Source organism: Paenibacillus sp. J22P165, assembly GCF_059692015.1.
This window is the reverse complement of sequence record NZ_JCAUAP010000019.1, coordinates 1-25,804: the sequence shown is the minus strand read 5'-3', so window position 1 is coordinate 25,804 and position 25,804 is coordinate 1. Positions and strand designations below refer to the sequence as shown.

The 25,804-nt window shown below is 49.3% G+C and carries 22 protein-coding genes and 1 rRNA gene; 1 reads left to right on the top strand and 22 read right to left on the bottom strand.

Going from position 1 to position 25,804, the window contains the following annotated elements; genetic code table 11:
• Window positions 1-10: 10 nt before the first annotated feature.
• Both AC58QM_RS31985 and AC58QM_RS31980 read right to left on the bottom strand, forming a co-directional pair.
• Window positions 11-643: a response regulator gene (locus AC58QM_RS31985; RefSeq protein ID WP_497288800.1), complete on the bottom strand. Its 633-nt coding sequence runs from the start codon at window positions 641-643 to the stop codon at window positions 11-13.
• Window positions 640-2,946: an ATP-binding protein gene (locus AC58QM_RS31980; RefSeq protein WP_497288799.1), complete on the bottom strand. Its 2,307-nt coding sequence runs from the start codon at window positions 2,944-2,946 to the stop codon at window positions 640-642. Before AC58QM_RS31980 ends, AC58QM_RS31985 begins: the two co-directional genes overlap by 4 nt.
• 77 nt (window positions 2,947-3,023) lie before the next feature.
• Between AC58QM_RS31980 and AC58QM_RS31975 the strand changes: the two genes are divergently transcribed.
• A complete protein-coding gene (locus tag AC58QM_RS31975; protein ID WP_056612737.1) occupies window positions 3,024-3,224 on the top strand; it encodes a hypothetical protein in 201 nt (66 codons plus the stop codon).
• Window positions 3,225-3,349: 125 nt separating this feature from the next.
• On the opposite strand, the gene AC58QM_RS31970 is transcribed toward AC58QM_RS31975, so the two are convergent.
• From AC58QM_RS31970 to rrf, 20 genes are all read right to left on the bottom strand, one after another.
• Window positions 3,350-4,327 carry an aromatic ring-hydroxylating dioxygenase subunit alpha gene (locus tag AC58QM_RS31970; RefSeq protein WP_497288798.1) on the bottom strand — a complete coding sequence of 326 codons (978 nt, stop codon included), beginning with the start codon at window positions 4,325-4,327 and terminating at the stop codon, window positions 3,350-3,352.
• A gap of 22 nt (window positions 4,328-4,349) precedes the next feature.
• Window positions 4,350-5,474, bottom strand: coding sequence for a BMP family ABC transporter substrate-binding protein (locus AC58QM_RS31965; RefSeq protein ID WP_497288797.1), 1,125 nt, complete (start codon window positions 5,472-5,474; stop codon window positions 4,350-4,352).
• Between the two features lie 6 nt (window positions 5,475-5,480).
• Window positions 5,481-5,966, bottom strand: a complete 486-nt coding sequence (locus AC58QM_RS31960; RefSeq protein ID WP_497288796.1) for a (2Fe-2S)-binding protein — start codon at window positions 5,964-5,966, stop codon at window positions 5,481-5,483.
• Window positions 5,959-8,247: a xanthine dehydrogenase subunit D gene (pucD, locus tag AC58QM_RS31955; RefSeq protein ID WP_497288795.1), complete on the bottom strand. Its 2,289-nt coding sequence runs from the start codon at window positions 8,245-8,247 to the stop codon at window positions 5,959-5,961. Before pucD ends, AC58QM_RS31960 begins: the two co-directional genes overlap by 8 nt.
• Entirely contained in the window at window positions 8,231-9,229 is a 999-nt protein-coding gene (locus AC58QM_RS31950; protein WP_497288794.1) for an FAD binding domain-containing protein, read from the bottom strand. The genes pucD and AC58QM_RS31950 overlap by 17 nt, the downstream gene beginning before the upstream one ends.
• Window positions 9,230-9,483: 254 nt before the next feature.
• Entirely contained in the window at window positions 9,484-10,116 is a 633-nt protein-coding gene (locus AC58QM_RS31945) for a nucleotidyltransferase family protein (protein WP_497288860.1), read from the bottom strand.
• On the bottom strand, window positions 10,110-11,111 hold the full coding sequence (locus AC58QM_RS31940) for an XdhC family protein (protein ID WP_497288793.1): 1,002 nt from the start codon (window positions 11,109-11,111) through the stop codon (window positions 10,110-10,112). The genes AC58QM_RS31945 and AC58QM_RS31940 overlap by 7 nt, the downstream gene beginning before the upstream one ends.
• Window positions 11,112-11,148: 37 nt before the next feature.
• Window positions 11,149-12,744, bottom strand: a complete 1,596-nt coding sequence (gene ggt / locus AC58QM_RS31935; RefSeq protein WP_497288792.1) for a gamma-glutamyltransferase — start codon at window positions 12,742-12,744, stop codon at window positions 11,149-11,151.
• A 2-nt stretch (window positions 12,745-12,746) separates the two neighbouring features.
• On the bottom strand, window positions 12,747-13,982 hold the full coding sequence (locus AC58QM_RS31930) for a pyridoxal-phosphate-dependent aminotransferase family protein (protein ID WP_497288791.1): 1,236 nt from the start codon (window positions 13,980-13,982) through the stop codon (window positions 12,747-12,749).
• Window positions 13,969-15,261 (bottom strand): Zn-dependent hydrolase, encoded by a 1,293-nt coding sequence (locus tag AC58QM_RS31925; RefSeq protein WP_497288790.1) that lies wholly within the window; start codon window positions 15,259-15,261, stop codon window positions 13,969-13,971. Before AC58QM_RS31925 ends, AC58QM_RS31930 begins: the two co-directional genes overlap by 14 nt.
• Complete coding sequence (locus tag AC58QM_RS31920; RefSeq protein WP_497288789.1) at window positions 15,254-16,645, bottom strand: allantoinase; 1,392 nt, start codon at window positions 16,643-16,645, stop codon at window positions 15,254-15,256. Before AC58QM_RS31920 ends, AC58QM_RS31925 begins: the two co-directional genes overlap by 8 nt.
• Before the next feature lie 58 nt (window positions 16,646-16,703).
• Window positions 16,704-17,060, bottom strand: a complete 357-nt coding sequence (gene uraH, locus AC58QM_RS31915; RefSeq protein ID WP_497288788.1) for a hydroxyisourate hydrolase — start codon at window positions 17,058-17,060, stop codon at window positions 16,704-16,706.
• Entirely contained in the window at window positions 17,057-18,526 is a 1,470-nt protein-coding gene (gene pucL / locus AC58QM_RS31910) for a factor-independent urate hydroxylase (RefSeq protein WP_497288787.1), read from the bottom strand. Before pucL ends, uraH begins: the two co-directional genes overlap by 4 nt.
• Before the next feature lie 1,057 nt (window positions 18,527-19,583).
• Window positions 19,584-20,069 (bottom strand): nucleoside deaminase, encoded by a 486-nt coding sequence (locus AC58QM_RS31905; protein ID WP_497288786.1) that lies wholly within the window; start codon window positions 20,067-20,069, stop codon window positions 19,584-19,586.
• Between the two features lie 64 nt (window positions 20,070-20,133).
• Window positions 20,134-21,063 (bottom strand): ABC transporter permease, encoded by a 930-nt coding sequence (locus AC58QM_RS31900; RefSeq protein ID WP_497288785.1) that lies wholly within the window; start codon window positions 21,061-21,063, stop codon window positions 20,134-20,136.
• A 108-nt stretch (window positions 21,064-21,171) separates the two neighbouring features.
• A complete protein-coding gene (locus tag AC58QM_RS31895; RefSeq protein ID WP_497288784.1) occupies window positions 21,172-22,293 on the bottom strand; it encodes an ABC transporter permease in 1,122 nt (373 codons plus the stop codon).
• Window positions 22,290-23,828: an ABC transporter ATP-binding protein gene (locus AC58QM_RS31890; RefSeq protein ID WP_497288783.1), complete on the bottom strand. Its 1,539-nt coding sequence runs from the start codon at window positions 23,826-23,828 to the stop codon at window positions 22,290-22,292. The genes AC58QM_RS31895 and AC58QM_RS31890 overlap by 4 nt, the downstream gene beginning before the upstream one ends.
• 244 nt (window positions 23,829-24,072) lie before the next feature.
• A complete protein-coding gene (gene chrA, locus AC58QM_RS31885) occupies window positions 24,073-24,609 on the bottom strand; it encodes a chromate efflux transporter ChrA (protein ID WP_497288782.1) in 537 nt (178 codons plus the stop codon).
• Window positions 24,606-25,196 carry a chromate efflux transporter ChrB gene (chrB, locus tag AC58QM_RS31880; RefSeq protein ID WP_436245575.1) on the bottom strand — a complete coding sequence of 197 codons (591 nt, stop codon included), beginning with the start codon at window positions 25,194-25,196 and terminating at the stop codon, window positions 24,606-24,608. The genes chrA and chrB overlap by 4 nt, the downstream gene beginning before the upstream one ends.
• Window positions 25,197-25,694: 498 nt before the next feature.
• Window positions 25,695-25,804: ribosomal RNA gene (gene rrf / locus AC58QM_RS31875) — 5S ribosomal RNA — on the bottom strand; the annotation flags it as partial.

Here is a 25,804-nt window from a genome sequence, read left to right as displayed (position 1 = left end):
GCGCCTACTTTCAGGTGTAGTATTTACTTTTGATAAATTTCTCCAATGCCTCTGTCCGCGATTTGGCGCCCCACTTGTCATATATTTTACGAAGATAATTATCAACCGTTCGCTTGCTCATGAAGATGCGCTCCGCGATCTGTTCGTGCGTCGCACCTTTAACCAGCATGTTCATCATTAGCACTTCTTCCTCTTGCAGTTCACATTCTTCTCCCGCATCGGCCTCATGTAATTGCATCTGGTTGAAAAATGACAGCGGAATCATCGTATAGCCATCTAAAATACAATACACCATATTCTTTATCGTCCGCTCCGTCGACTCTTTCGAGAGTACACCGCTTACTTTCATTTCAATCAGTTTATTGTAAATGCCTGCGAGTTCGATACCTGTGAAAATGACAATATGAATGTGCGGATACAGCTGTTTAAGCTGCGCGGCTACCTCCGTGCCCGTTTGATCAGGCAACTGATAGTCCAAAAATACGAGCCCAGGCTGATGAATCTTTACATACTCCAAACATTCGCTGGCATTACTAACAACCCCAACAACCTCAATACGATCTATTTCATCTAGCAACGTCTTCGTCGCCCGCGCGAATAAGGGATGGTCATCGACCACTAATGTTTTGACAATTTCACTCATGCTGACATCACTTCCTCAGTTGGTATTGTGATTAAGATATGGGTCCCTTCCCCTACCGCGGTCTCCAGTTCGAAACTGCCGCCGACATGCAGCACACGGCTTCTCATATAGGCAAGCCCCATTCCTGATGCAGCGATTTCAACAGCAACCTCTTCCTTCACAAGAAAACCTACGCCATCATCCCGGTAGCTTAAGTAAAAGAAGTGCTCTTCTTCCCATAAGTGAAAGCTCACATTGGCTGCCTGTGAATGTTTCTTAGCGTTATTAAGTAATTCTTGTACGATCCGGAAGATATGCCGTTTCGCCGATAAATCCTTGCCTTCAATGTCGGAAATTTGCTCTGCTCGGAAGGAAATATCGAACGGCGTCGTATAGGATTCTTTTTCAACGAACGTCTTCAAGGTTTGCTTCAAGCCTACCTCTTTCAACAGGTGCGGATTCAACTCGAAGCAGCTCTGGCGCAAGCTGGCATTAATCATTTCTACAAAGTTGTTCATACTGTTCAGCTGTTCACGATCTTCTTGACGCATCGATGGCTTTTCAGCTAATGAAGTTAATCTTCGCTTGAGGAAAAATAAATCCTGCATCGTTGTATCGTGAAGATCTGTTGCAATGCGAACCCGTTCCTCTTCCTGCAGTTCGAACATTACCTTCCGTAACCAGAGATGTTCTTCCTGAGGAAGATGGGAAACCATTTGCTGAAGTCTGCCGGTTAATTTACGAATCAGATACACGTTCTCCATACTAACCTCCAAGTACGAGGTGATTAGCTGCAGCCACTGCCATTCTTCTTTTGCGATTCGCGTGTTCGTCTTCTTCCGTGTCACGATGAGATAGCTCGTATATTCTTCATGGCAGTTCATTTCTAAGAATGTATAGTAGGGATGATCCAGAATCGCAGATGAATTCACCAAACGCTGGATTTCTGCCGTATCGACTTCACCTTCGCAGATGATTTCGATATCGTTTTTATGCCGAAAAACAATCGCACCACCCGTCACTTGCAACGTGCCAACAATATCGACGAGAATGATATCTTTCAAATCGCGAAAGCTGGATATTGTCCCTAGATTTTTGGAAATCTTTTTGAGTGCTGACTGCAATATGTATTTTCTTGGGAATAAATAGGGCTCTAATCTCGTCGTCCAATACTCCGCTGCATATAACATAGCTGTAAGAAGGAAAATTGAGCCTAAGAATACGAATAAAATTTGCTTCCCATTGGTTTGTCCATGAAAAATAATAGCAAACGCTCCTGTAAACAAGCTGACGGGTACGACCGCCATAAGACTGGCAAATACAATACGCCGCACGACAAGACCAATATCATAGAGCTGATCGGAAGCTATTAAATAGGAAAACGTAATAGGGAATATTAATAATAGCCAACTCGTATAAATAGGATCGAATATCCATTCTCCGATAATTAGCTGTGGTATGAAAGAGAGACAGATAATGGGTAGAAATGAAATGAGCAATGAGTAAAACACACTTTTGATAATACCAGCAAGCGGCGTCTGTGCTTTCCTAACTTTCACAAACAACGTTGCTAGCAGGGAAATATTTAAGGAAATAACAATGATAAAGAATCCCATTGTAACGGATCCGTCATGCCGATATACGAAAGCCATCGAAGGAAAGAAATAGAGACCTCGCAATACAAACGCTACTAAGGCTATCCCGTATAAATATTTAAAATGTCCCTTGGGCAGCTCCATATCTCCCTTTTCTTTGAAGAAAACCACGAGAAAATGTAGAAAGACAATCGGCAGCACCATCATCGAACTAGCAATCATTAACTTGCCTATTAAATCTCCCCGCATGGATGCGCCTAAACTCATAAAGATGACGGCTGCGCTAAGAAACGAGAACGCGAGTAATCGTGCGGAAGGTGAACGACTTTCCCTCACCAATAATAATACGCACATGAATAGACAGACGAATTCCTCCGCGAGCGAAATGATATCGAATAGCGCTGGTCGGCTGGTCCTTAAATCGATGGATTCTACAACCCCATCTCTCCAAATCACAACTGTATTCGCTTTCTCAACCACATTCCAACGTTTGACGGTTGACCATTCACCTGGTGGATTCCCATCAATCGCAATGACTTTATCGCCGATATGAATCTTATCATTCGTGCTATTCGCTTCAAGTTTACTGACAACCCACTCGTCTGTGCGAGCCGTGTCTAAATAGATACCATTATAGGGAAAATGGAAGGTTACAAACGAACACCAGATTTGCAACGCAATGAAGAGTACCAGATACATACTAACAAATATTTTCGCTACTATTTTCAATTAACTCTCCCCTAAATTCCAATATTTTGCTATAATCACTCTTGTAAACTATTATTAAAAAAGAGGGAGCTAAACCAATGGCAATTATTCAATTGAACCCAGAATTGCAACGTTCCGTACAAGCAGTGAAACGCGCAGAACTGCGCAAGCAAGCAGATTCCTTCATGGTGGCTCAACCTCTATCTGCTGAAGAAACGGCTGCACTTATCAAAACATTTACAACTCCTTCAGACACAAGAAAACAAAATGCAAATGAGCCTTCTAACTACTGGTGGTAGTCTAGTAGTCTTATTTTACCAAAATAAAAAAAGGATTGCATAATAGCTTAAGCTAATTATACAATCCTTTTTTTATTTCGTATGCATGTCATTCGCACTACTCATCCTAGATCCGACAAATCTCGCTAAGCCGTCCCAAAGGTTACGCCTAACTCGCGCAGGCGATTGCGGTAAGCAATGCTCAAACGATCGCATTTCAAATGCAGCTCGGCCTGTAAATCTAGCGGCAGCAGCTCCGGCTTTTGGTTCTCAACCATGATCCGATCCTGCTCGATGAGCCTGTCTTGGAATTGGATGAACACCTCATCGGGCTCGTCGTACGCGTAGTTCCTTTGCTTCAACATATACGCAATACTCATCTGCTCCGTAACCGGCAACACCATCAGAAACAGCCGAAAAATATGATCGGATACGTCATCTCTCTTCGTTAAAGCTACACATAAAGGACCAAACACCTCATACACATAACGACTATTCACCCCACGCCCTGTCCCATCCGCATCCGGCTGATACACGATGATTTCTTCGGAACGCAATACGCCATCCTTTTCCAACACACGATAATCATTGATTTCAGCGAATTCACTATCGCCAAGCAGCCCCTCATGAACGAACATCAGGTGGGACACATCGAGGAAATTCTCAATAATGCGAGGACCTGCGGCTTGCAGGGTGTAAGGCCCCATGAATACTTCCTTGAAGCCCTCTGGTACGTAAGCACTCACTTTCGGCAGCGGACTCTCAGGTTTCCCTAAGCACACCCAGATCAGTCCGTGCGCTTCTACGCAGGCGTAAACGAAAGCTTGGGCCTTCGAGGGTATCGCTTGTCCCTTCGGCAAAGAAGGAATTTTGGTACAGGTACCGCAGCCGTTATAAGACCAGCCATGGTATGCGCATACCAGCTCATCGCCGCTTACTTTCCCTAGTGAAAGCGGCACACCCCGATGAATGCATAAGTCTTTAAACGCGTGGACGCCTTGCGTGGTGCGGAATACCGCTACTTTTTCGCCAAGTACAACAACAGCTTCCGGCTTATCCGTGAGTGCTGACGACAACAACACCGGGTGCCACTCGTGAATTAATGCGATATCTTGTATTGTCATCGCCAGTCACATCCTTCGTCCTTTATTTAGGGATAACACCTTTAATGCCCTTAACAAACCAAGTCGTACCCAGAATTTCATCGTCTGTCATCTTTTTACCGGATTCGAAGCGCGTTTTGCCATCTTGATCCACGATAGGTCCTTGGAATACCTCAAACGTACCGTTCAGAATTTCTGCTTTTTTCTTCTCTACTAGGGCTTTAACATCCGCTGGCACATTTTTGCCAAGTGGGGCAATATCCGTGATGCCTTCTTTCATACTGCCGAAATATGCCTCGGATTTCCAAGTGCCGTCCATAACACTTTTCACCGTTTTCACATAGTAAGGACCCCAGTTCCATTTCGGGTTCGATATGTACGTATCAGGTGCGAATCTGCCCATATCGGAATCATTCCCGATGCCCCATACTTTACGCTCAGCTGCAGCCTGGATACTTGCCGGTGAATCTTGGTAAGCCGCCAAGACGTCTACGCCTTTATCCAACAAGGAGATAGCCGCTTGCTTCTCTGTAGCAGGATCAAACCAAGTGTTACTCCACACCACGGAAACATCGATGTTGGGATTCACACTTTGCGCGCCTAACGTGAACGCATTAATTGTATAAATTACCTCTGGAATCGGGAAGGCTCCGACATAGCCCATATGGTTGTTTTTCGTCATTTTCCCAGCAGCCATACCGACCAGGTAAGCACTTTGATATTCACGTCCCATGTACGTGCCTAGGTTTGGTGCTGTTTTGTAGCCAGTGGCGTGTAGGAATTTCACATTCGGATGCTTCGCTGCTACCGCAACCATGGGGTCCATGTACCCGAAGGAGGTTCCGAAAATAATATCATTTTTCTGAGCCAACTCTTCAAATACACGCTCAGCATCAGGTCCTTCTGGAATATTTTCAACTGTCGTCGCTTTAATTCCTAGTTCTTTCTCCATCATCAATCGGCCTTGATCATGCTCGAACGTCCAGCCGCCATCCCCCGGAACGCCAATATAGACAAAGGCAACTCTTGGCAGCTTTTTCTCTGTTGTTGCTGCCGTAGACGCTGCAGTGGTGGAAGCTGGTGATGTCGTACTTGTTGTCGTGCTCGTGGAGCAGGCGCTCAAAATAACTAACATAATAGCAGTTATGGACAGTATGGTTTTTCGCATTGGCTTCTACCCCTCTCTTTTTATGGACAATCCGCATTTCTCTACCGCTCTGAAAATCCCCTCATACCCTGTGCATCGGCATATATTCCCACACAATGCTTTCTCGGCCTCAGCCCTCGTTGGAGATGGATTCGATTCCCACAACGCAGTTAAGGTTACAACCATGCCTGCGGTACAGTAGCCGCACTGCAATCCCCCCTCTTCTAACATCGCTTGTTGAATCGGATGCAGCTCTTCGCCTGCTGATATCCCTTCAATGGTCGTAAGTTCCTTGCCCGATGCCTGGTACGCCATCAGTAAACAGGAATTCACAGGCTGACCGTCGAGTAAAATCATGCAGGCGCCGCAGCGCCCAATCTCGCAAGAAACTTTGGTGCCAGTCATCCCCAGGTCCTCTCGTAAAATCGCTGACATCCGCTTGGATGCGGGAACTGGAATGGAGACCGCCTTCCCGTTAATGGAGCAATCTAGCACAAAAGATGTATTAATCACTGGCCTCCACCCCTTCTAACCAATCGATGGATTGCACGATGTCTTCTGGTGATATGGGCAACTTATTTACCCAAATGCCTGTCGCTTGCCGTACTGCTGCCGTAATAGCAGGTGCCAAGCCAACAGATCCAATTTCTCCAACGCCGCGAGGGCCAAATGTATCCCCTTCAGGCAGCTCTTCAATGGCCTCAACCTGAATGCTGTGTGGGCTATCGCTGAAGGTGGGAACGAGGTAAGTGTCCAAGTTATGCCTTAGGTAGCGGCTATCTTTCATCACTGCATCCTCGGTCAGTGTATAGCCTAATGCCATCACACTGCCGCCCTCAATCTGTCCAAGAAAGCCCATCGGATTAATCACAGGACCTGCGGCGATGACGTGATCGGTCTGCAACACCTTGACTCGACCGGTCAGCATGTTAACTTCAACCTCTACGATTGCAGCTGCGTACGAGTACAGATAGTGCGCCCCGACCCGCCCTTCGGGCGTCGTCGGGTAGTCGAACTCCGTATGCGCAAGAATCGGCTTCACTGCTGCCGCAGCGGCCTCCGCATACGTGACAACCGGCTCCCCCGATTCATCACCCTTGTGATGAATCCCGCCTGCGCCGGTTGCGAGCTCTGCGGCCGGAACGCCGCAGAGCTGCGAAGCCTGCTCCAGCAGCGCCAGCACGAAGGCTGGCTTCAGCCGCTGGAGCGCGCGCCACATCATCGTGGTGGCGCGGGAGGCCGTGCTCGAACCGCTGCTCGGCACGCGGTCGGTATCGCCGATGACGATGCGGATGTCATCGGCGGCGCAGCCGAAGCAGTCCTGCAGCATCAACGTGAGTGCTGCATAGAGCCCTTGGCCGAACTCCTCGAAGCCGAAGGAGGCCTGGATCTTGCCCTCCGGCGTGAGCTCGATGCGGCCGCCGGAATGGTCGGGGATGCCGAGGCCGAGCCCGGCACCGTGCATCACCAGCGCAGCGCCGACGCCTCGGCGCAGCCAAGGCTCTTGCGCAGCGGCAGGCTGCTTGGCGTAGCGCTTCGCCAAGAGCGGCGACTCCTGCGCCTTGGACCACACCTGGGCCGCGCCCTCGGTGGCTACGATCTGCTGGCCCATCGGGCCAGGATCGGCTGGCTGGCGCAGGTTGAGCTTGCGCAGCTCCCACCCGTCCATACCGAGCTTCTCGGCTAGACGTTCGATTTGGCTCTCCACCGCGAAAATCACCTGATTGCCGCCGAAGCCCCTAAACTCTCCAGACACACCGTTATTCGTATAAACACTCTTTCCTTCCACGTCGACATTTGGAATGGTATAAGGTCCAATTGCATGCTCGGTTGCAAAATTAAGCACCTCACAGCCTAATGTCGCATAGGCTCCTGTATCTGCCAAAATACGCACCTGATGCGCAATCAGCTTGCCGTGCCCATCTGTTCCCGTCCTCATCGTGATCCGCATCGGGTGACGTTTAATGCCAGAGATGACGGATTCACGACGGGAATTGTGCATTTTGATTGGCTTATTTGTCCTTAACGCCATCAGTGCGCCGAATGGCTGCACATTAAGCTCATCCTTGCCGCCAAATGATCCGCCTATCGGGCTGGAGACGACTCTGATCTGCTCCTCTGGCACGCCTAGGATTCTCGCTAGCTGAAAGCGATCCTTATAGCCATGTTGGGTCGGCGAGTAGACAGTCAATCTTCCATTAACTTCAGGGATAAAAAGTCCACCTTCGGTTTCCATATACGTATGCATTTGCCGAGGTGTCAGATAAGTCTCTTCAACGACGTGTGTGCAAGTTTGAAAAGCGGCCTCTATATTCAAATCCCCTTGTTGCAAGGTTGTTTGATGCAGCAGATTCCCTTCGGGATGAAGCAGGATCGTCCCCGCTTCTAACGCGGTTTCTGGATTATCCACCAGAGGAAGCGGTTCATACACGACCTCAATGAGGCTTAGTGCGTATTCTGCAATTTCCTCCGTATCTGCGGCGACGGATGCCAATGCATCCCCAATATAACGAACCCGATCCTGACAAAACACAGGCTGATGCGGAAAAGCAATACCGAATAAGTTCAACCCAGGCACATCAGCAGCCGTTAGGACCGCGCGTACGCCAGGTAATTGTTTGGCTTTCGTGGTATCCATAGAAAGAATCCACGCATGCGGGTACTGACTCCGAAGCACCTTACCGTGAAGCATGCCTGGCGCTGTTAAATCAGTCAGATAACGAAGCTCCCCCGTCACTTTCTCTTTCCCGTCAGGTCTGATGATCCATTTCTTCGCATTACGATTGAGGAGCATCGGCTCCGCCCCCTTTGCGCCAAGCTTTGTAACACTCTGATATGATCAGATTCGCTGCCGTCTGCTTGCGATAAGCAACCCCTGCATAATCATCTGTCACAGCGTTGAAATCCGCCATGACGCCTTTGTGCAGATGTTGTAAGACGGCCTTCGAAAATGGCTTTCCGCGCATTTCTGCTTCTAGTGCTGAAAACCTCGCAGGAATCGCATTGCCTCCACCCGCTGCTAAAGCGATGTCGGCAATGGTCCCATCTGCTAGTAGCGAAATCCTTCCTGCAACCGTAACGACCGATGGCGTAAATGCCTCTCTCCGTCCCACCTTATGGTAGAACTCATGTATGAATCCCGCTTCTTTAGCAGTATCAGTATCTAGCTGTCCATCCGTCTCATTGGCATTTCCAGATTTCTTAGCTACCTTCTCCGTACCTGCTGTACTCACTATCTTCTCTGTCTGCACGATTATACTTGTCATGATCTCATCCTCAGACCCGAGTGGAGCAGCTAGCCAATCCTTCAACGCCATCATTCGTTCGTTCTGTCCATCTGTGCATCGTATTTGTGCATTCATCACCAGCAGAGCAGGAATCAGATCGCCTGTACGTGTCATCACATTGCCTCCGACCGAGGCTAAGTTTCGAATCGACGGAGCCGCAATCTCTGAGCACGCCTGCACTAGGAGACCACATTTCTGTTGGACGAGCTCGTTTTTCATCAAATCTGCAATGCATAAGGCAGGACCTATATGAACTTTCCCTTGGGCATTAACGGTTAATCCCGAGAGTGTAAGAATTCGTCCAAGACTAATGAAATGCTGCGGCATCGGGGCAAGCCCATTCTCCCACCGTGTGCGAAGCCAAGTACCTCCGGCAACAATGACCGCATCATTGCCCCATTTATGCTTCAATTGAATCGCTTCCTCCACACTCGTTGGCTGCCATACGGAAGGCTGCTGTTCAGGTAGTTGATGCATCGGAACTGACATATTCAACCCTCCTCAGAGTTTCTGAATGACCGCGTGCTCGTTATGCGTTCTGAGTTTACCGAATGAAACCGGCATGCTGCGTGGTGACGCTGGGTGTTCGCACGAAACTTTTAATAAATTAGATTTACTATAAACAATATTCCAATTTTACGTCAACTAACATAACATCATTTTGTTTTTTATATACAAAAATAGTGCATCATTCGTATCAATGCACTATTTCGCCTTTTATATGTTATTAAACTTAACATTATTTAGTGTTTGAAGATGTCTTTTGCTTCTTCATATCGCTCTACAGTGTCGACATCCATAAATGTCAAAGAGGCTGCCTCGATGATTTGACCGCGAAACGCAGGTAATTGAAACAGCACTCGCGCGCCAGTATCTCCTTTTAATGCTGAAGCAGCTGGCCACATGCCTCGCCCCAGGATGACAGGCGGCTTAGGCGCTCCACCATCACCGCTAGCAACGAAATCGCAGCCAACCTCCGCGTTAAAGACAGCAATCAGCTCCTCTAGAGTGGAACCATCAATAAATGGCTGGTCCGCCAGCATAACCATAACTCCGTCAGCCTCCGACTCTTCCGCCGCCTGTATACCCGCGCGAAGCGAATGTGCCATGCCCAATCCCGCATCTGGACTCACAACTAGTCGGCATCTGCCGCTCGCAAGCTGACTGCTAGCCTCTTCCGGCAGCCAATTTAGCGCATCTCCTTCGCGTACAACGACAATCACCTGCGCTAACTCTGCACAAGCGAGCGCCTTCAACAGCGCTAGACTGCCAAGGCAAATGCCAGCTGCTAGTTCTAGAGATTGCTTCGCAGTCCCCATACGCCGACTACTCCCCGCCGCCAAATAAACACCCACGATGTGTTTCGGTCTCACCATGAGCAGAAGCTTTGGACATCCCGTCCATGAGCTAGAGGGGATCGCCACGATCCTGCTCCAAGTTTCCCGCGTTTGATCGCAATCAGCTCAGCTGCAATACTGATCGCATTCTCGAACGCGCCCTCGGAGCCGATATTGAGACCAATTGGGGCGTGCAACCACTCAGGGCGCTCGAAGCCCTCCAGCATTTTGGCCGTTCGCTCCTTAGAGCCCATAATGCCGAGATATTGCAACGTATAGGCCATGACCCCTTGGAAGAAAGCTGTATCCTTCTCGAACTGGTGACTCATGATAACAACGTAGTCTTGCTCATTTAGCGCAAGCTTTTTGACTAGTGTCTCTGGAAAGGCCACCATCGTTTCCACCCCAGGAAACCGTTCTGCATGACAAACAGCCTCTCGCCAGTCCGCAACAACCACACGAAATCCGCTGTTCGCAGCCATTTGCACGAGTGGGATCGCATCTAGATTCGCACCAAATATGATAACTCTAGGTTTTGGCACAAAAACCGCATTCGTCACGAAATGTAAGGACTCCCTCACAGCCGATTGCTCATCTATACCAGATCCCCGCAACGCATACCTAATCTCCGAATATCCATCGGTATAAGTGCGAATGAGCTCCACGGTTTGACCTTGATCCAACTTACTTTTCACCACCAGCAAGTTAACCAGCAGCTCCCCGGAAAGCGGCTCTAGCAAAATACGAATTAACCCACCGCACCCAATTGTCTCCCCCCAACCGAAATCATCAGCTGGCCTCATGTCGTATTCAACCATTTGCGGCTTTTGCGATTCCCACACACTTGGCACGTAAGCTGCGAGATCCCCTTCCAAACACCCAGGAGAAATGCTCCCCACCATACTTCCATCTGCCATTAACAGCATAACAGCGCCTTGCTTGCGATAAGCGTGGCCTTCCACATGAATCACTGTTGCTAATACACGAGCTCCTGTATTACTTTCCACAGCTTGCAGAATGTCATAAGCCTCCATCACTCATCGCTCCTTCTTTTTCGTAGATGCTTACCTGTTACCAGCCGATCGCTAACCCATCGCCACGAGGATCCGCCGCCCCACTTTTAAAACCTTGCTCGTCAATGACAATGCCCTGCGCCTGACCCATGATGCCATCCCATGCATTGACGGGCTCCACACGATGTCCCCACTGCTTCAATTTTGCATATACTTCAGGTTCAAGACGATGCTCCAGCTTTAGCGCATCCCCATCCTCTCCCCAAGTACGTCCATATACCCAACGTGGAAGCGAAATGGCTTCTTGAATCGATAATCCATAATCCAAAACTCCCGTAAGTATCGAAAGCTGCGTCTGAGGTTGACCTTCCCCTCCTTGCGTACCGAACAGCATATAAGGCTTTCCAGCCTTACTTACCATGGCAGGCATCAACGTATGGAACGATCTTTTACGTGGCTCCAACACATTCGCACAAGCAGGATCAAGTGAGAAGAAGGAACCGCGATTTTGCATAATAATGCCTGTATCTCCTGGAACGTAAGCTGCCCCGAAATCAAAATAGAGACTTTGGATAAAAGATACTGAATTCCCCTCCTCATCGACAACAGCCGCATACGCTGTATCTTGACCGATGGCTGGCGAGAGGTGCTCACTCACCTTTAATGGATTTTCCTGAATGTCCTTCCACAGCTCCTGTGCGTATGATTTGGACAACAATCTTTCGAGCGGAATATCCCTAAAATTAGGGTCTGTTAAATAACGATCGCGATCTTTAAACGCCTTCTTGATCACTTCCGACATGAGATGATAAAAATGGGCCGATGCCCTTGGTACAGCTGCCATATCAATATGTTCTAACATATTCATCATCATGAGGGCTGTGAACCCTTGCGAGTTCGGCGGCATCTGATAAATTTCATAATCGCGATATGTCGATGACAGCAGTTCCACCCATTCACCAGCAAAGCTGCGGAAATCTTCTTCCTCCAGCAAACCGCCGTCTTGTTTAACACTATGAATAATCGCCTGCATGAGCGAGCCAGCGTAGAACGCATCTCTACCTTCTCGCTGAACCAGTCTCAACGTTCTCGCCAGATCAGGCTGAATCAGCCGATCACCTTCCTTCAAAAGCTTGCCATCACACATATACAACGCACTAAGCTGTGCAGAAGCCCGAATGTAAGCCTCATCTTTACGCATCCAGAACAGTAAGTTCCGTGAGATCGGGAACCCTTTTTCCGCATAGCCAATCGCTGCGTCCAATAACTTCGCCCAAGGCAGCCTGCCGTGCTTTTCCCACACCTGCCACCAAGCATCCACCATCCCGGGCACAGTAATTGCGCTCAAAATGCCGCGCTGCGGAATCTTATCCATCCCACTCTCGCGATAAAAATCAGGCGTCGCCTTTGCTGCTGATTTGCCGCTTCCGTTAAATCCGGTATAAGCGCCAGTTGCTGCATCATACATAAGAAAAAAAGCATCTCCGCCCAGCCCCGTCATATGTGGGTAAACAACACCGAGGGTCGCACTGATCGCAATGGCCGCATCGAAGGCATTGCCTCCCTGCTGTAAAATCGCGCTTCCCACAGAACTAGCTAAATAATGCGGTGTAGCAATCATGGCTTGCTCTGCTCGTGGCATGATGTTTAACATGATTATTCCTCCCGTTTCAGAGCGTATACCGCTAGCGCAGCTTGCAGCGCCTTCCCTACAGAAATATCCACACCATGCCAATGCAATGTTGCTTCCAGTGCCCCAAGCACGTGAAGCACGTTTTTCTGATTACAGCTAAAGCCCATTGTGCCAATGCGCCAAATCTGTCCCTTTAATGGACCGAAAGATGAGGCGATTTCTATGCTGAAGCTATTTAGCAGCATCGCGCGTACGGCTTCCCCATCGACACCACTGGGAATACGAATACAGGTTACTACTGGCAGCTTACACATTGGATCACCGTACAGTGTCAACCCCATCGCCTGCAAGCCAGCAACCAACGCCGTCTCGTGACGTTTGTGTCTATCAAAGCGCGCCTCCAGCCCTTCCTGCAGCACGATACGTAAACCTTCGCGCAATGCATACAGCATCGTTGTAGCCTCTGTATGGTGATTCAGCCTTTTCGGACTCCAGTAGTCCTGCAGCTGTCCAAGATCAAAATAGTTGCTCGCCACAGCTTTACCCAGCGCAACAGGAGCGCCTTTCTCTCGCAACCCACGCTCAATTGTTTTACGGCGCAGCACTTTCGCCTCCACGCGGTCATTGTACGTAATCGGTGACATGCCCGATGGTACGGATAAACATTTTTGCGTTCCGCCAATCACCGCATCCAGCAGCCATTCATCTGTTTTCACAGGAACTCCGCCAATGGTTGCAACAGCATCCACTACAAGAAGCGCATTCAATTGGCGACAAGCTGCTCCAATCCCAACTAATGACTGAATACAACCTGTAGAAGTTTCCCCATGGACCATCGCCACTATGGCTGGCTTCTCTCGCTCGATGGCTGTAATGATATCCACAGGGTCAAACACAGCGCCCCATTCCTGCTCTATGATCGTCACTTCAGCCCCACAGCGCTCGGCTATTTCAACCAATAAATGTCCAAATCGTCCGTATATCGGCACGAGTACCTTATCTCCTGGCTCAATAATACTCACAAGCACAGCTTCTATACCTGAACGGGAAGTCCCATCGATCGGAAAAGCCCATTGATTATTCGTCTGGAAAACTTCACGAAGCATCTCCATCGTTTCATTCATCAGCTCTGTGAACTCAGGATCGAACTGACCAAGAATCGGATACGACATCGCCCGCAGCACCCTAGGGTCAACCTCTACAGGACCTGGGGTCATAATTGTTCGAAGGGAGGGTGATAAATCTTTATAGGTTTTCATCTGCTTTTCCCCCGTAGCCATATTGATATAACACATGAACGAGTGTCTGAAAGCCGACAATCAGATCCTCCGGCTTTGTGAACTCTTTGGGACTATGGCTGATACCAGCTCGGCTCGGTACGAAAATCATCGCCGACGGACAGATAGGCCCGAATAGCTGCGCGTCATGTCCAGCCCCGCTTGGCATCCGCATATGTTCGTAGCCATAGAAGTCGCAGGCAGCCTCAATTTCCGCTGATATCCCGTTATCCATGGCCACTGGTAAGGCATTTAGATGTTCCACTGCATCTATTTGAAGTTCTCTTCGCAAAGCGATTTCCATAAATCTTACTAACAGTTCTGCGCGAAAAGCCTCTATCTTTCGTTCATCCGTATGCCGAATATCTAATGTAAATTCCACTTCACCTGGCACTACGTTCGATGTTCCATGCTTCACTTCTAAGCGTCCTACGGTGGCTACCAAAGGTTCACCCTCCGCAAGTGCCATCTTCTCTGTCAGCGCAACCATTTCGGCGGCGGCAGCCAACGCATCTTTGCGCATCGTCATCGGGGTCGTTCCAGCATGATTCGGCGTACCCGTAACCACGATCGTCATTCGAATTTGGCCCACAATGGCCGTTACCACACCAATTTGCTTCTCTTTAAACTCTAGGACCGCGCCTTGCTCAATATGAATTTCTATATATACGCCTATATCCTCACGTTTGGCTGGATAGAGCTGGCCTTGTGACGTTTCAAATCCCGCCTGCTCCATCGCCTCTAGCAATGTAACTCCCTCTGGATCGGCAAGTCCGATACCATCTGTTAGTGAGAGTACGCCTGTCACATGACCGGAGCCCCAATACGCCAAAGGAAATCGACTTCCTTCTTCCTCGCAAAAGGAGACCATCTCCAAGGTCCGTTTCGGTGTCCCGTACACGGCCTTCAAATAGCCAAGCGCCATCATCGATGCGATAATGCCGTAGGCTCCATCGTATTTCCCGCCGTTTTTGACGGTGTCCATATGTGATCCTGTGAGCATCGGTTTCAACGATGGATCCGATCCCTGCAATTTGCCGTACACATTGCCGATTTCATCAAAATCTGCCTTGAGCCCCATGCTCTGCATATTGTCGATCAGTGCTAATTGCGCTTTGAGCCAAGGCTCCGCATACAAGAGCCGGGTCACGCCGCCTTCTGGATCAGCGCCAAAGGTCGCTAGCCAATCCAAAGCTAGCAGCATGCGCTCCCCATATTGAGCTAGCATTTCCTCCTGTGGGTAGTGTTGTATTTTAGCCATCTAGCCCGCCTCCGATCGATGCACTGTGACGCAACCAAGCTCCATCCAACGTTGTTCCAACACCCACACCTCGTTCATAGACCTGAACACCTCGCAGGAAGGTTGTTTTCACGCTGCAGTCGAACATTTTGCCCACATAGGGACTCTGCTTATGGCGGTAAAATAAGTCATTCTCTTGCAAGGTATAGCGGGCTGCCAAATCCACCAAAGCTAGATCCGCGTCAGCTCCAATGGCGATTTCCCCCTTGCGAGGGTAGAGCCCGAATCGTTTCGCCGGTTCAAGGGCTAGCATGCGAGCAAGCTCTGGTAGAGGAATCCCTCTCCGCAGGTGACCTTCGTGCAGCATAAGCTCCAGTGAGCTTTGCGCGCCCGAAATGCCGCCCCAAGCTGCGAAGAAATCCCCCTGCTTCATGTGCTTGGGAGATGGGGAGTGATCCGATGCGATGATGTCGAACCGACCTGCCTTTAGCTCCTCCCACAATTGAGCTTGATCTTCCGCCGTTCGTATCGGTGGCGCGCATTTTGCAACAGGCCCGAGGCTTTCAACCTCCATATCTGTTAGCGCCAAATAGTGCGGGCACGTCTCTACGGTGACGTCAAGTCCGCTCGCCTTCGCTTCCGTAATCACCTGTACCGCCTCAGCGGAGGAGATATGAACGAAGTGCAGCTTACAGCCTGTCTGCTTTGCATAGCCCAATGCTCGGTTAACAGCTTCTACTTCAGCGGCAATCGGCCTTGTCGCAATGAAATCCAAAGCGCTGCTCTTGCCTGCTTGCCTAGCATCGGCGGCGAGCTTGGAGACGACCTCTTCGCTTTCCGCATGAAGGGCTAGCACCAGACCTAAGCGCGCGATCTCCACCATGCCTTTGAAAAGCGTCTCATCATCCACTTCGGTGAATATATCTTCTCCTTCTCCGCCAGGGCATGACATGAATGCTTTAAAACCAATCACACCCGCTTGAGCCAGCCCCTCCAGTTCGCTGATATTGCCCGGGACAAGTCCGCCCCACAGGGCGTAATCAACATAGGATTGCCCTTCGGCTGCTTCCAATTTCTTCTCTAAGGCACTGAGCCGAACGGTAGGCGGAACACCATTGAGTGGCATATCGATGTAAGTTGTGCATCCACCTGCAGCTAGCGAGGCAGAGCCTGTAAGGAAGCCTTCCCAATGACCAAGAGCCGGTTCATTAAAATGAACATGTGCATCGATCATACCTGGAAGAACGATTAAGCCTTCTGCATCATAAACTGGAGTCTGCTCCGAGTACACGAGGTTGTTGCTTAGTGCTGCAATTTTACCGTCCCTAATCCCGATGTCTAGCTGCCGACACTCATCTTGCAGGACTACAGTTCCTTTGCGAATGATATGATCGAATCGATTCATCCTACGAAACCCTCCCTGGAAGCTCTCTGTCTATTTTATTAAGGCTGACTAGTTTTGATTAACTTCCGCGATAGGTGTTATACCCCCAAGGTGCTATTAATAAGGGAACGTGATAATGCATAGTATTATTGGCAACACCGAAGCGAATCGGTACCTGATTTAGAAAAGCCGGCTCTGGCAGCTCCACACCCTTCTCCCTGAAGTAGTCGCCCACATGGAAGAGGAGCTCATACGTGCCTATTGTGAAATCATCCCCACTTAACATTGGCCCAGACAGCCTGCCGTCTGTATTCGTTACGTCGGAGCGAACCAGTTCGGCTGTATCTCCTGCCAATCGGAACAAGTCAATTCTCACGCCAACCGCAGGTCGTCCACTGCTTATATCCAGAACATGCGATGTGATCCCTACACTCATAGGCCCTCCAGATCACGCTTTGTCATCGAAAAGCCTTGGAAACCATACGGCGGTCTAGGCTCTGTAAATACCTTTCCTTCCCCAACAGAAACTTCCTCAAGTATCGTTTCCCACGTGCGATTATTGGACTCGAAGCGAATTTCTTTCAACTGTGGAAAGCGCAGTAACGAGCGTTGCCCAATGCGATAGATGAGGTTTTGGATTGACGGCGAATGCTGTTCATGGAATACGGTATGCGCAATATCACGAATTTGCTCAGCGGCTACATAGCGCCCTAGATCAGCATCGAAGGCATCCTCTCCCAATTCATAGCTCCATGCGATGTCTAGGAATATAAACAAAGGGCGATCCGACGATTCCGGTAGAGTCGTGTACTCATCACGAACGAAACCAGCGAAGGAGCTTCCTTTGACTTTGATCAGCTTAAGGTCTGCAATACCAGCAGCATGGTCGAGGACGACGATTTCATCCGCATTGCGAACGAGTTCTACCGAAGCAGTAGGGTGTTCATTTTGTGAATAACGATATACTAAATTTCCTGCTTCCAAGCCATTTGAACCTGGTACCTGCAACGTTTCGAAAGCTACCTGATCCGCACTCATTTTGATCCCCGTCATCCAAGGATACTTCTCCAAAAATAGCCGACTAGCGAAAGCTAAAAAACCCTCAGCCGTAGCCCCTTCATACTCGCCCGCTTTGCGCAGGATGAAGTTCTTCATGGAATCTGTCGCCACAACGTTCGTGTTATCTCCCTCGCTAAATGATGTAAACAACTTCTCACCACTCACCGCTACTTTAATATTCATCCCAAAAAGTACATTATCCCGCCCTGTGAAACCCGATTCCGGAATCAGCGTAATATTCGTGAGCGGTTTAGCGTAGGAACGATAGACCCAAACATCACCCTTCCCGTAGTACATGATTCGATCTGCACCTTTTGCTTGTTCCATCACTTTCTCCTCCGTTTCATTCATTACGATGTCCGCCAGACGGAAACGCCCAATCTTGCAAACCTCTTTCAACGCTGTTTGCAGCTCCACTTCTGGAGCCCCTTGTATGCGTTCACGCAACGCTTTGCGTATCGTATCTTTGGTCTGTCCCTTGACCGCCATGATAAATGGAAACTGGAATCGGTCCGTGTACTTCTTATTTATAATAAGAAACTGTTCGTATTCTTCAGGGGTTAACTGGTTTAGGCCGACACCGGACTGCTCCTGGACGGAGTGATCGGTCATCCTTACGCGTGTACCTAAATCCGGATGTGCTCGCAGCAACGCCAACTGCTCCTCAGGGCTAGCTCGTTCAACTTCCTGTTCAAGAGAACTAATCATGTCTTTGACGTCGGCAAACGGCAGAGAACCAGCAGCCCTCTCAGCTACCCAAGGCGAATGCTCGAATAGAGGGCCAAACGTTAGCACGAATGCTTCATGACTCATTTCGTTGACTTGCTTCCGCGTGATTTTCATAGCCTCGTCACCTCGATTTCATCCTAAAATCCCCTGCATGCTTTACCAAGATTTGTTTCATTGTAAATGCGACATCCCTATGGGTCAATTTATATGAAAGAAGTTTGTAATCTTTCATAACATCGTTAAGTTTTTTTGTATTTTTGCTAAAAAGGCAGGCGGCGGCGCTACAAACCTATCTGTCATTCCTCCTTGTGCCTCTTCGAGCACTATCCATGTTCACACCTGTGCACCTTCATATGCTTACTACCTCAATACCCTATTACTTAATTACCTCATTACCACTCCTACTCCCACTATTCATCTACTCCTCATCCCCCACTTTCAAATCTCAATACTTCACACATTGCTAAATCCTACTCCCCACCAGCACCTCCACTTTCTCCTTCTTCACACTCTCTTCCCTCCATCTCACTACCTCATCCCCCACTTTCAGATCTCACTACTTCACACCTTGCTAACTCCTCCCCGTCACCAGCACCTTCACTTTCTCCATCATCACACTCTCTTCCCTCCGTCTCACTACCTCATCCCCCACCTTCAGATCTCACTACTTCACACCTTGCTAACTTCTACTCCCCACCAGCACCTTCACTTTCTCCTTCTCCGCACTCTCTTCCCTCCGTCTCACTACCTATTCCCCTCTCCATCACCTCATCAACTTTCGCTCTCCAACGCCAGTCTCACCGCTTTTCCTACTCCCCACCTCCATCCACCAATCCCCCACGACTAATTCCGCCCTTATCTATGCATCTATGCTTCGCTCAACCTATTTAACTGCATAAACTACAGTTAATTTCTTCAAATTGGATGGTATTTTTAGAATAACTGTAAAATATGCAGCTACTTTCAAGGGATTCTGAAGAATCGGTGTAATTGTTAAAAATTAACTGTATTAAATACATCTAACTCATCCTTTCCCTAAAATTACGCTCAATTAACTTCAGAAAATCCAGTTAAATCCCACCCCCTCACCATTTCCGAGGTCCTCCTGTCAGCCCTCCCACATAACACAAAAAGCCACCAAGACAACAAACATCCCGGTGGCTTCCCTATTTCAATCCCAATACCCGCTATGCGCAGCGACTGCCGCTTCCACAACCTCAGGAACAGGCCCGATCACCTGGATCGGCTTGTTCCCTCTAGCAAAAACCTCACGACAAGGCAGCAGTAGCGTCGGATTCTGCTCATGCTCTCCCGTCAGCCCTGCAAGCATCACTTCCGACATCGCGAAGACAACGCGTCCCACGTTGCCCCAATAAATCGCCCCCGCGCACATGGCGCATGGCTCCGTTGAAGTGTACAACGTGCACGCCCACAACTCCTCCTTGCTATATCGCTTGGAAGCTACCTCCATGAGCATCGTTTCCGCATGACCCGTGCAGTTCGATTCAGTAATCTCGACATTGCCATGTTCCAGCAAAACCTCACCACTTGGCCCCACAAGCAACGAACCGAATGGCGTATTTCCTGCCTCCCTCGCCTGGAAGGAAAGCTCTACACATCTTTTTAAATACGGAATATGAACCTCAAATTCACTCATCTTATCCCCTCCAAATTAAGCTCACTATGCCTCCGATTTTCTTCGGCATCGCTCGAGCAATAAGCTAAAATCTCTGTTCCCGTATATAAGGCACTCCCAGCGCCTCAGGCGCACCAGATGGCTTATTCTTATTCCGCCAACCGAGGAACATCAGCACCAGGATGGTGACGACGTACGGAATCATTTTCAAAAAGTAAGAAGGAATATGACTGCCGATCAGCTGTACGCGGAACCCCAGACTATCCAACACGCCGAAGAAATAAGCGCACACGAGCGCACGAATCGGGTTCCATCTCGCAAAAATAATGAGCGCCACCGCAATCCATCCCCGACCAGAGGTCATCCCCTCGTTCCACGTCGGTGTGTACACAAGCAACAAATCTGCCCCACCAATCCCAATTAGCATCGAGCCGATAACAATGCATCCGTAGCGAATCGCGATTACAGGAATCCCCATCACATCCGCCGTAGCTGGATTATCCCCCACTGCACGAAGATGAAGTCCCCATGATGTGCGATGGATGAACAAGTGCATAGCCAGCACGAGCACGAAACTTAACCATGTAAACAAATCCATATGCGCAAAAATCCCACCAATTACCGGCACAGGCTCCAACCAAGGCATATCGAGTTTTGGCACCGCACCCACAAGCGGCTGGCCACTCACAGGCTTCCCCAAATATGCACTAAGACCAGCACCAAATATCGTCATCGCCAACCCGCAAACAACCTGATTCGCATGCAGCGTCACGCATAAAAATCCATGGAGCAATCCGAGTACCCCGCTCACCGCGAGTACACACAGAATGGCCAGCACTAAACTGCCTGTATGTATAAAGACAAGGCACGAAGTCACCGCCCCCATTAACATCAAGCCCTCAGCGCCAAGCTGCATGATGCCAGATCTTTCGATCAAGATGCCACCCAGCACGGCCAAAAGCAACGGTGTACCCGAAGAGATCGCCGAAACAATAATTTGTGTGATCGCATCCATCTTCTGCACCCCCTCTATCTTCTCGTTCATTAATATCATTAACTAAAATTATTTTCCCTAACTCACCATCGTTTCCCATGCTACGCCAATTCGTACCATCCAGCTCCCTCAGTTGTTCCGACGAATACGAAATTTTCCCGCCATCCCGCCAGCAATGAGGAAGAACAGTATCGCCCCTTGAATCATGGAGGAAATGGAAGACGGAAGCCCTATCGTTTGCACACTATACCCGCCTACAATCAGCCCGCCAAAAAGCACCGAAGCAACCACAAGCCCAATCGGATTTAACTTCGCCAGCCAAGCCACAATAATCGCCGTGTACCCATAGCCAGGAGATATCCCGTACATGAGACGGTGCGCTACCCCAGAGACTTCCCCCATACCAGCAAGCCCCGCCAATCCGCCGCTAATCACCATCACCAGCAGGACATGTCTGGAAATACGAATGCCAGCATTTTTAGCCGCCTCACTATTGGCACCAATCAACCTCAGCTCATAACCCCAACGTGTATAACGGACGACGAAAGCATAAATCAGCACAGCGATAATGGCAAAAATAAGTCCCAAATGTAGCCGCGATGTACCAAAGGTAGGCAAGGATTGCGCAACCGTGAACATCGGAGATCCCGGGAAGTTAAAACCTTTTGGATCTTTCCACGGTCCGAAAACGACATAGTTCAGCGCCAGTAACGCCACATAATTTAGCATCAACGAGGTAATCAGTTCATTTACCTGAAAATAGTTCCGTGGTATCGCCGTCAGCAATCCCCAGATACCGCCGGCCACGATGCCCGCGACCATCATAGCTGGAATCGAGAGGTAAATCGGCAGATGTGGAAAATAAACCGTAATTGCCGTCGCCGCCATCGCCCCAGCCACAAACTGACCTTCAGCCCCAATGTTCCACACAGAAATGCGGTAAGCAATCGACACCCCCAGCCCGCAAAGAAGCAGAGGAATTGCCTTCACTAACGTTTCCGTCATTCCAAAGGTGGAGCCGAAGGCTCCCTTCACCATTTTGCCGTAGACCATAAACGGATTCATGCCATTCAGCGCGATAAAAATGCCACAAGCCACTAACGCCAATATGATGGCGATAATCGTCACCCACCAAGGGCTGTTCGCCCCTGCGGGATCGATTTCCAATCGATAGGGCAAGCGAAACCCAGCTCCGCGCTTACTTCCTTTATTTTCAATGGGAATGCTGCCTGCTGTTTGCTGTTCACTCATCCTGCATCCTCCTCCGATCCCGCCGTCATCAGTATACCTATGTACTCGCGGCTCGCCGCTTCCCTAGGCATATTCCCAACAATGCGCCCATCGTACATCACCAGAATACGGTCAGCTAGCTGCAGTACCTCATCCAAATCCTCCGAAATGAGCAGCACAGAGCGACCCTTGCTTCGCAAATCCTCCAACAGCTGATACACGCCCTCCGACGCACCTACATCGAGTCCCTGTGTCGGGTGCACGGCAATCATAAGCTTTGGACCTTGATCAATCTCCCTAGCAAAAAGCAGCTTCTGCTGATTCCCACCCGACATGAACTGGACTGGGGAATCGATCCCCGACGTTTTCACATCGAACTTGTCGACCAATTGCTGAGACCAACTCCGATTACTTCCCTTTCGCAGCAAGCCGAATCGCGACCGCTCTGACGAACGATACGTTTTAAACAAGAGATTATCTACCGCTCCTAGACTCCCCGCAAGACCGCTCCGCATCCGATTCTCCGGCACATGCCCGATCCCAAGCTCAATCGCTCCCCGAACCGAACCATTCCGCATCATCTTTCCGTCAAAACGGACCTCCCCCTGCTTCCACATACGAAGCCCGGTCAGCACTTCCGCCAGCTCCTTCTGCCCGTTCCCGGAGACGCCTGCAACACCGACAATCTCCCCTTCATTTACCTCAAAATGAAGCCCATCTAGCGCCTTGCGTCCATGGTCCGCATAGACATCAAGCCCCTTGACCGTGAGCATCGGCTTACCAATCTCTCTCGTTTTCAACGGTGCGCGGCTCGCTACACTCATCTCGCCCACCATTAACTGCACCAGCTCACGCTCGCTCGTTTCCGATTTCGCCATCGTCGCAATCATCTTGCCCTTGCGCATGACCGAGATATGATCCGCCGCGAACATCACCTCTTTGAGTTTATGCGTCGTCATAATGACCGTTTTGCCTTCCTTCTTCATGCGGTCCAGCGTCTCAAAAAGCTGATCCACCTCTCCCGGTGTCAACACCGACGTTGGCTCATCCAAAATAATTAAATCCGCTCCCCGATAGAGCGTCTTTACAATTTCCACTCGCTGCTGCTCGCCAACAGATAGCTGCCAGATGGGCCGATCTACGGGAAACAGCAGCCCAAAATGCTTCGAAATCGCCTCAATCTCCTCCGATTTCTTCGCCAACCAACCAGGTCCGCGCCAGAAAGAGCCAGCTTCCCCAAGCACAATATTCTCGGCAGCCGTCAGGGTCTGCACGAGGCGGAAGTTCTGAAACACCATGCCAATCCCCAGCTTCATCGCATCCTTCGGCGAGCGAATGCGCACCTTCTCGCCATGTATGTAAATCTCTCCGCTCGTCGGCCGGTATACGCCGGACAGCATGCACATCATCGTGCTTTTGCCCGCACCATTTTCGCCTAGCAGCGCATGAATCTCGCCAGATCTCGCTCTGAAATCCACCTCATCATTCGCCAGCACAGAACCGAACTGTTTGACGATTTGGACCATCTCAACGGCATCTTTCTCATGTGTACGCATAGGTCTCCGACCTCCTTATTCCGTTAGACAATATTTACTCACCTTGATATGACAAAACAGCATCTCCCCACAAGGGATTTGCTGTTTCAGGAATCCGATACCGTCGATCAATTCACGTCTATCCCTCTCATATCACTATACGGTCAGCTCATCTTATGCGTCAATAAACATGACACCAAGTTTGGTGGCGTAACGAAAAGAGGCGCAATCTTTGTGCTTAGCGCCAATTTTATGTCAGATTTAATTACATGGACAGAAAAATCCCACCATATACGAACCCACCAAGAATCACAAAAGCAGGGTGTATCTTACGCATTTGAATCAAATAAAAGGCCACCGCGGCGATAGCAAAAAACTGTAAATACCCGATCGCTTTTGTAGACTCCACTAAACTGCTCCAGGTGACCAGCACCATCATGATCGCAATAACCGGCTGCACCAGTAGTGTCATGCCTTTAATCACAGGGGATTGCTTGTATTTCTGCAGCATATTCAGCAAAATAATGAGTGCAATAATCGACGGAACCACCGTTGCCGCCACCGCAATCAGCACGCCGATCCAGCCGCCGATTTGGTAACCGACGTACGCTGCAATTTTCGTCGCAATCGGACCCGGCAGTGCGTTCCCCAGCGCCAACATATTGGAGAACTCACTGCTGTTCATCCAATTGTGATTCGTCACGATCTCTTGGAACATCAGCGGGATCGACGAAGGACCGCCGCCATAGCCAAACACATTGGCCAGAAAGAAACTAACAAGCAAATGCCACCAATCCATCATACGCCATCACCTTTGCCAAGCGTCTTTTTGCTCTTCGTCCACTTGTCCTTTAGCTTATGATGGAAAGCTCCATATAGGAGGAACATGAATATCACGATAGCAGGGTGCACCGATAACGGTTGTAGCAGAAGGAAGGCTATGATGAAAAAAGTAACCCCCGCCGGCCATCCTAACCCTTTAATCGCCTTCTCGCCAAATTCATACGCCATCACGCCTAGCATGACTGCGACAATGGGCACAACCGCCGCTATCATTCCCTTAATCACATGCGACGTGCTGAAAAAAGTAATAAACGAATACAACCCCACCATCGCCACGCAAGTAGGCAAAATATGCGCCAAAACGCCGAGCAGCGCACCCCATCCGCCTTTCATCCGATATCCTAGGTAACCTGCCAGCTTCGTCGCAATCGGCCCTGGAAGTGTATTCGCAATCGCGAGCACTTCCATGAACTCCTCATCCTTCATCCACTTAAAACGCGTCACCGCTTCATACCGAATCAATGGCACAATCGACGGCCCCCCGCCATATCCTAAAATCCCCGTCCGAAACATCGCCGTCCCTATCTGAACATAGGCGTTCTCCACTATGTATCACTCCCATTCCATCGTTGCTTCACCTAAGAAGTAAACTAAACCTTATTGTATTATAAAATGAAGCCTTTATTAGGGATTCTCCTTATATTTTTGTGAAAATAACAAAATTTCTTTGAAATCTTGGGACTTGGCTTGAAGCTTAAGCTTGCTCCCCTGACAACTCCACCTCTACTCCGCTCACTCTTCAAAACCTTTCTCCCCCACAGCAGCCACTCACCAAACGGGAACTAGTCGACTAAATGGATTTTATACAGTTAATTTCTCTACTTTCATCGCATTCATCAAACTAGATGGATTTTGTACAGCTAATTTCAGCTGGACTGGCTAAGAGGGGAATTGGGCAATTATTAGCTGTAGCTTTTCCATTTTTTCGGGCAAATCAATAATATTAACTGTAGTTTATACAGTTATTGTTCAATCGTGGTCTGCAGACTCCGATCAAATGAAAAAGAGCCTTACTAGGATTTCTCCAAGTAAGGCTCTTTCAGTGCTTGGCAACGTTCTACTCTCCCAGAACCCTGCGGTTCAAGTACCATCGACGCTGGAAGGCTTAACGGTCGTGTTCGAGATGGGAACGCGTGGATCCCTTCCGCCATCAT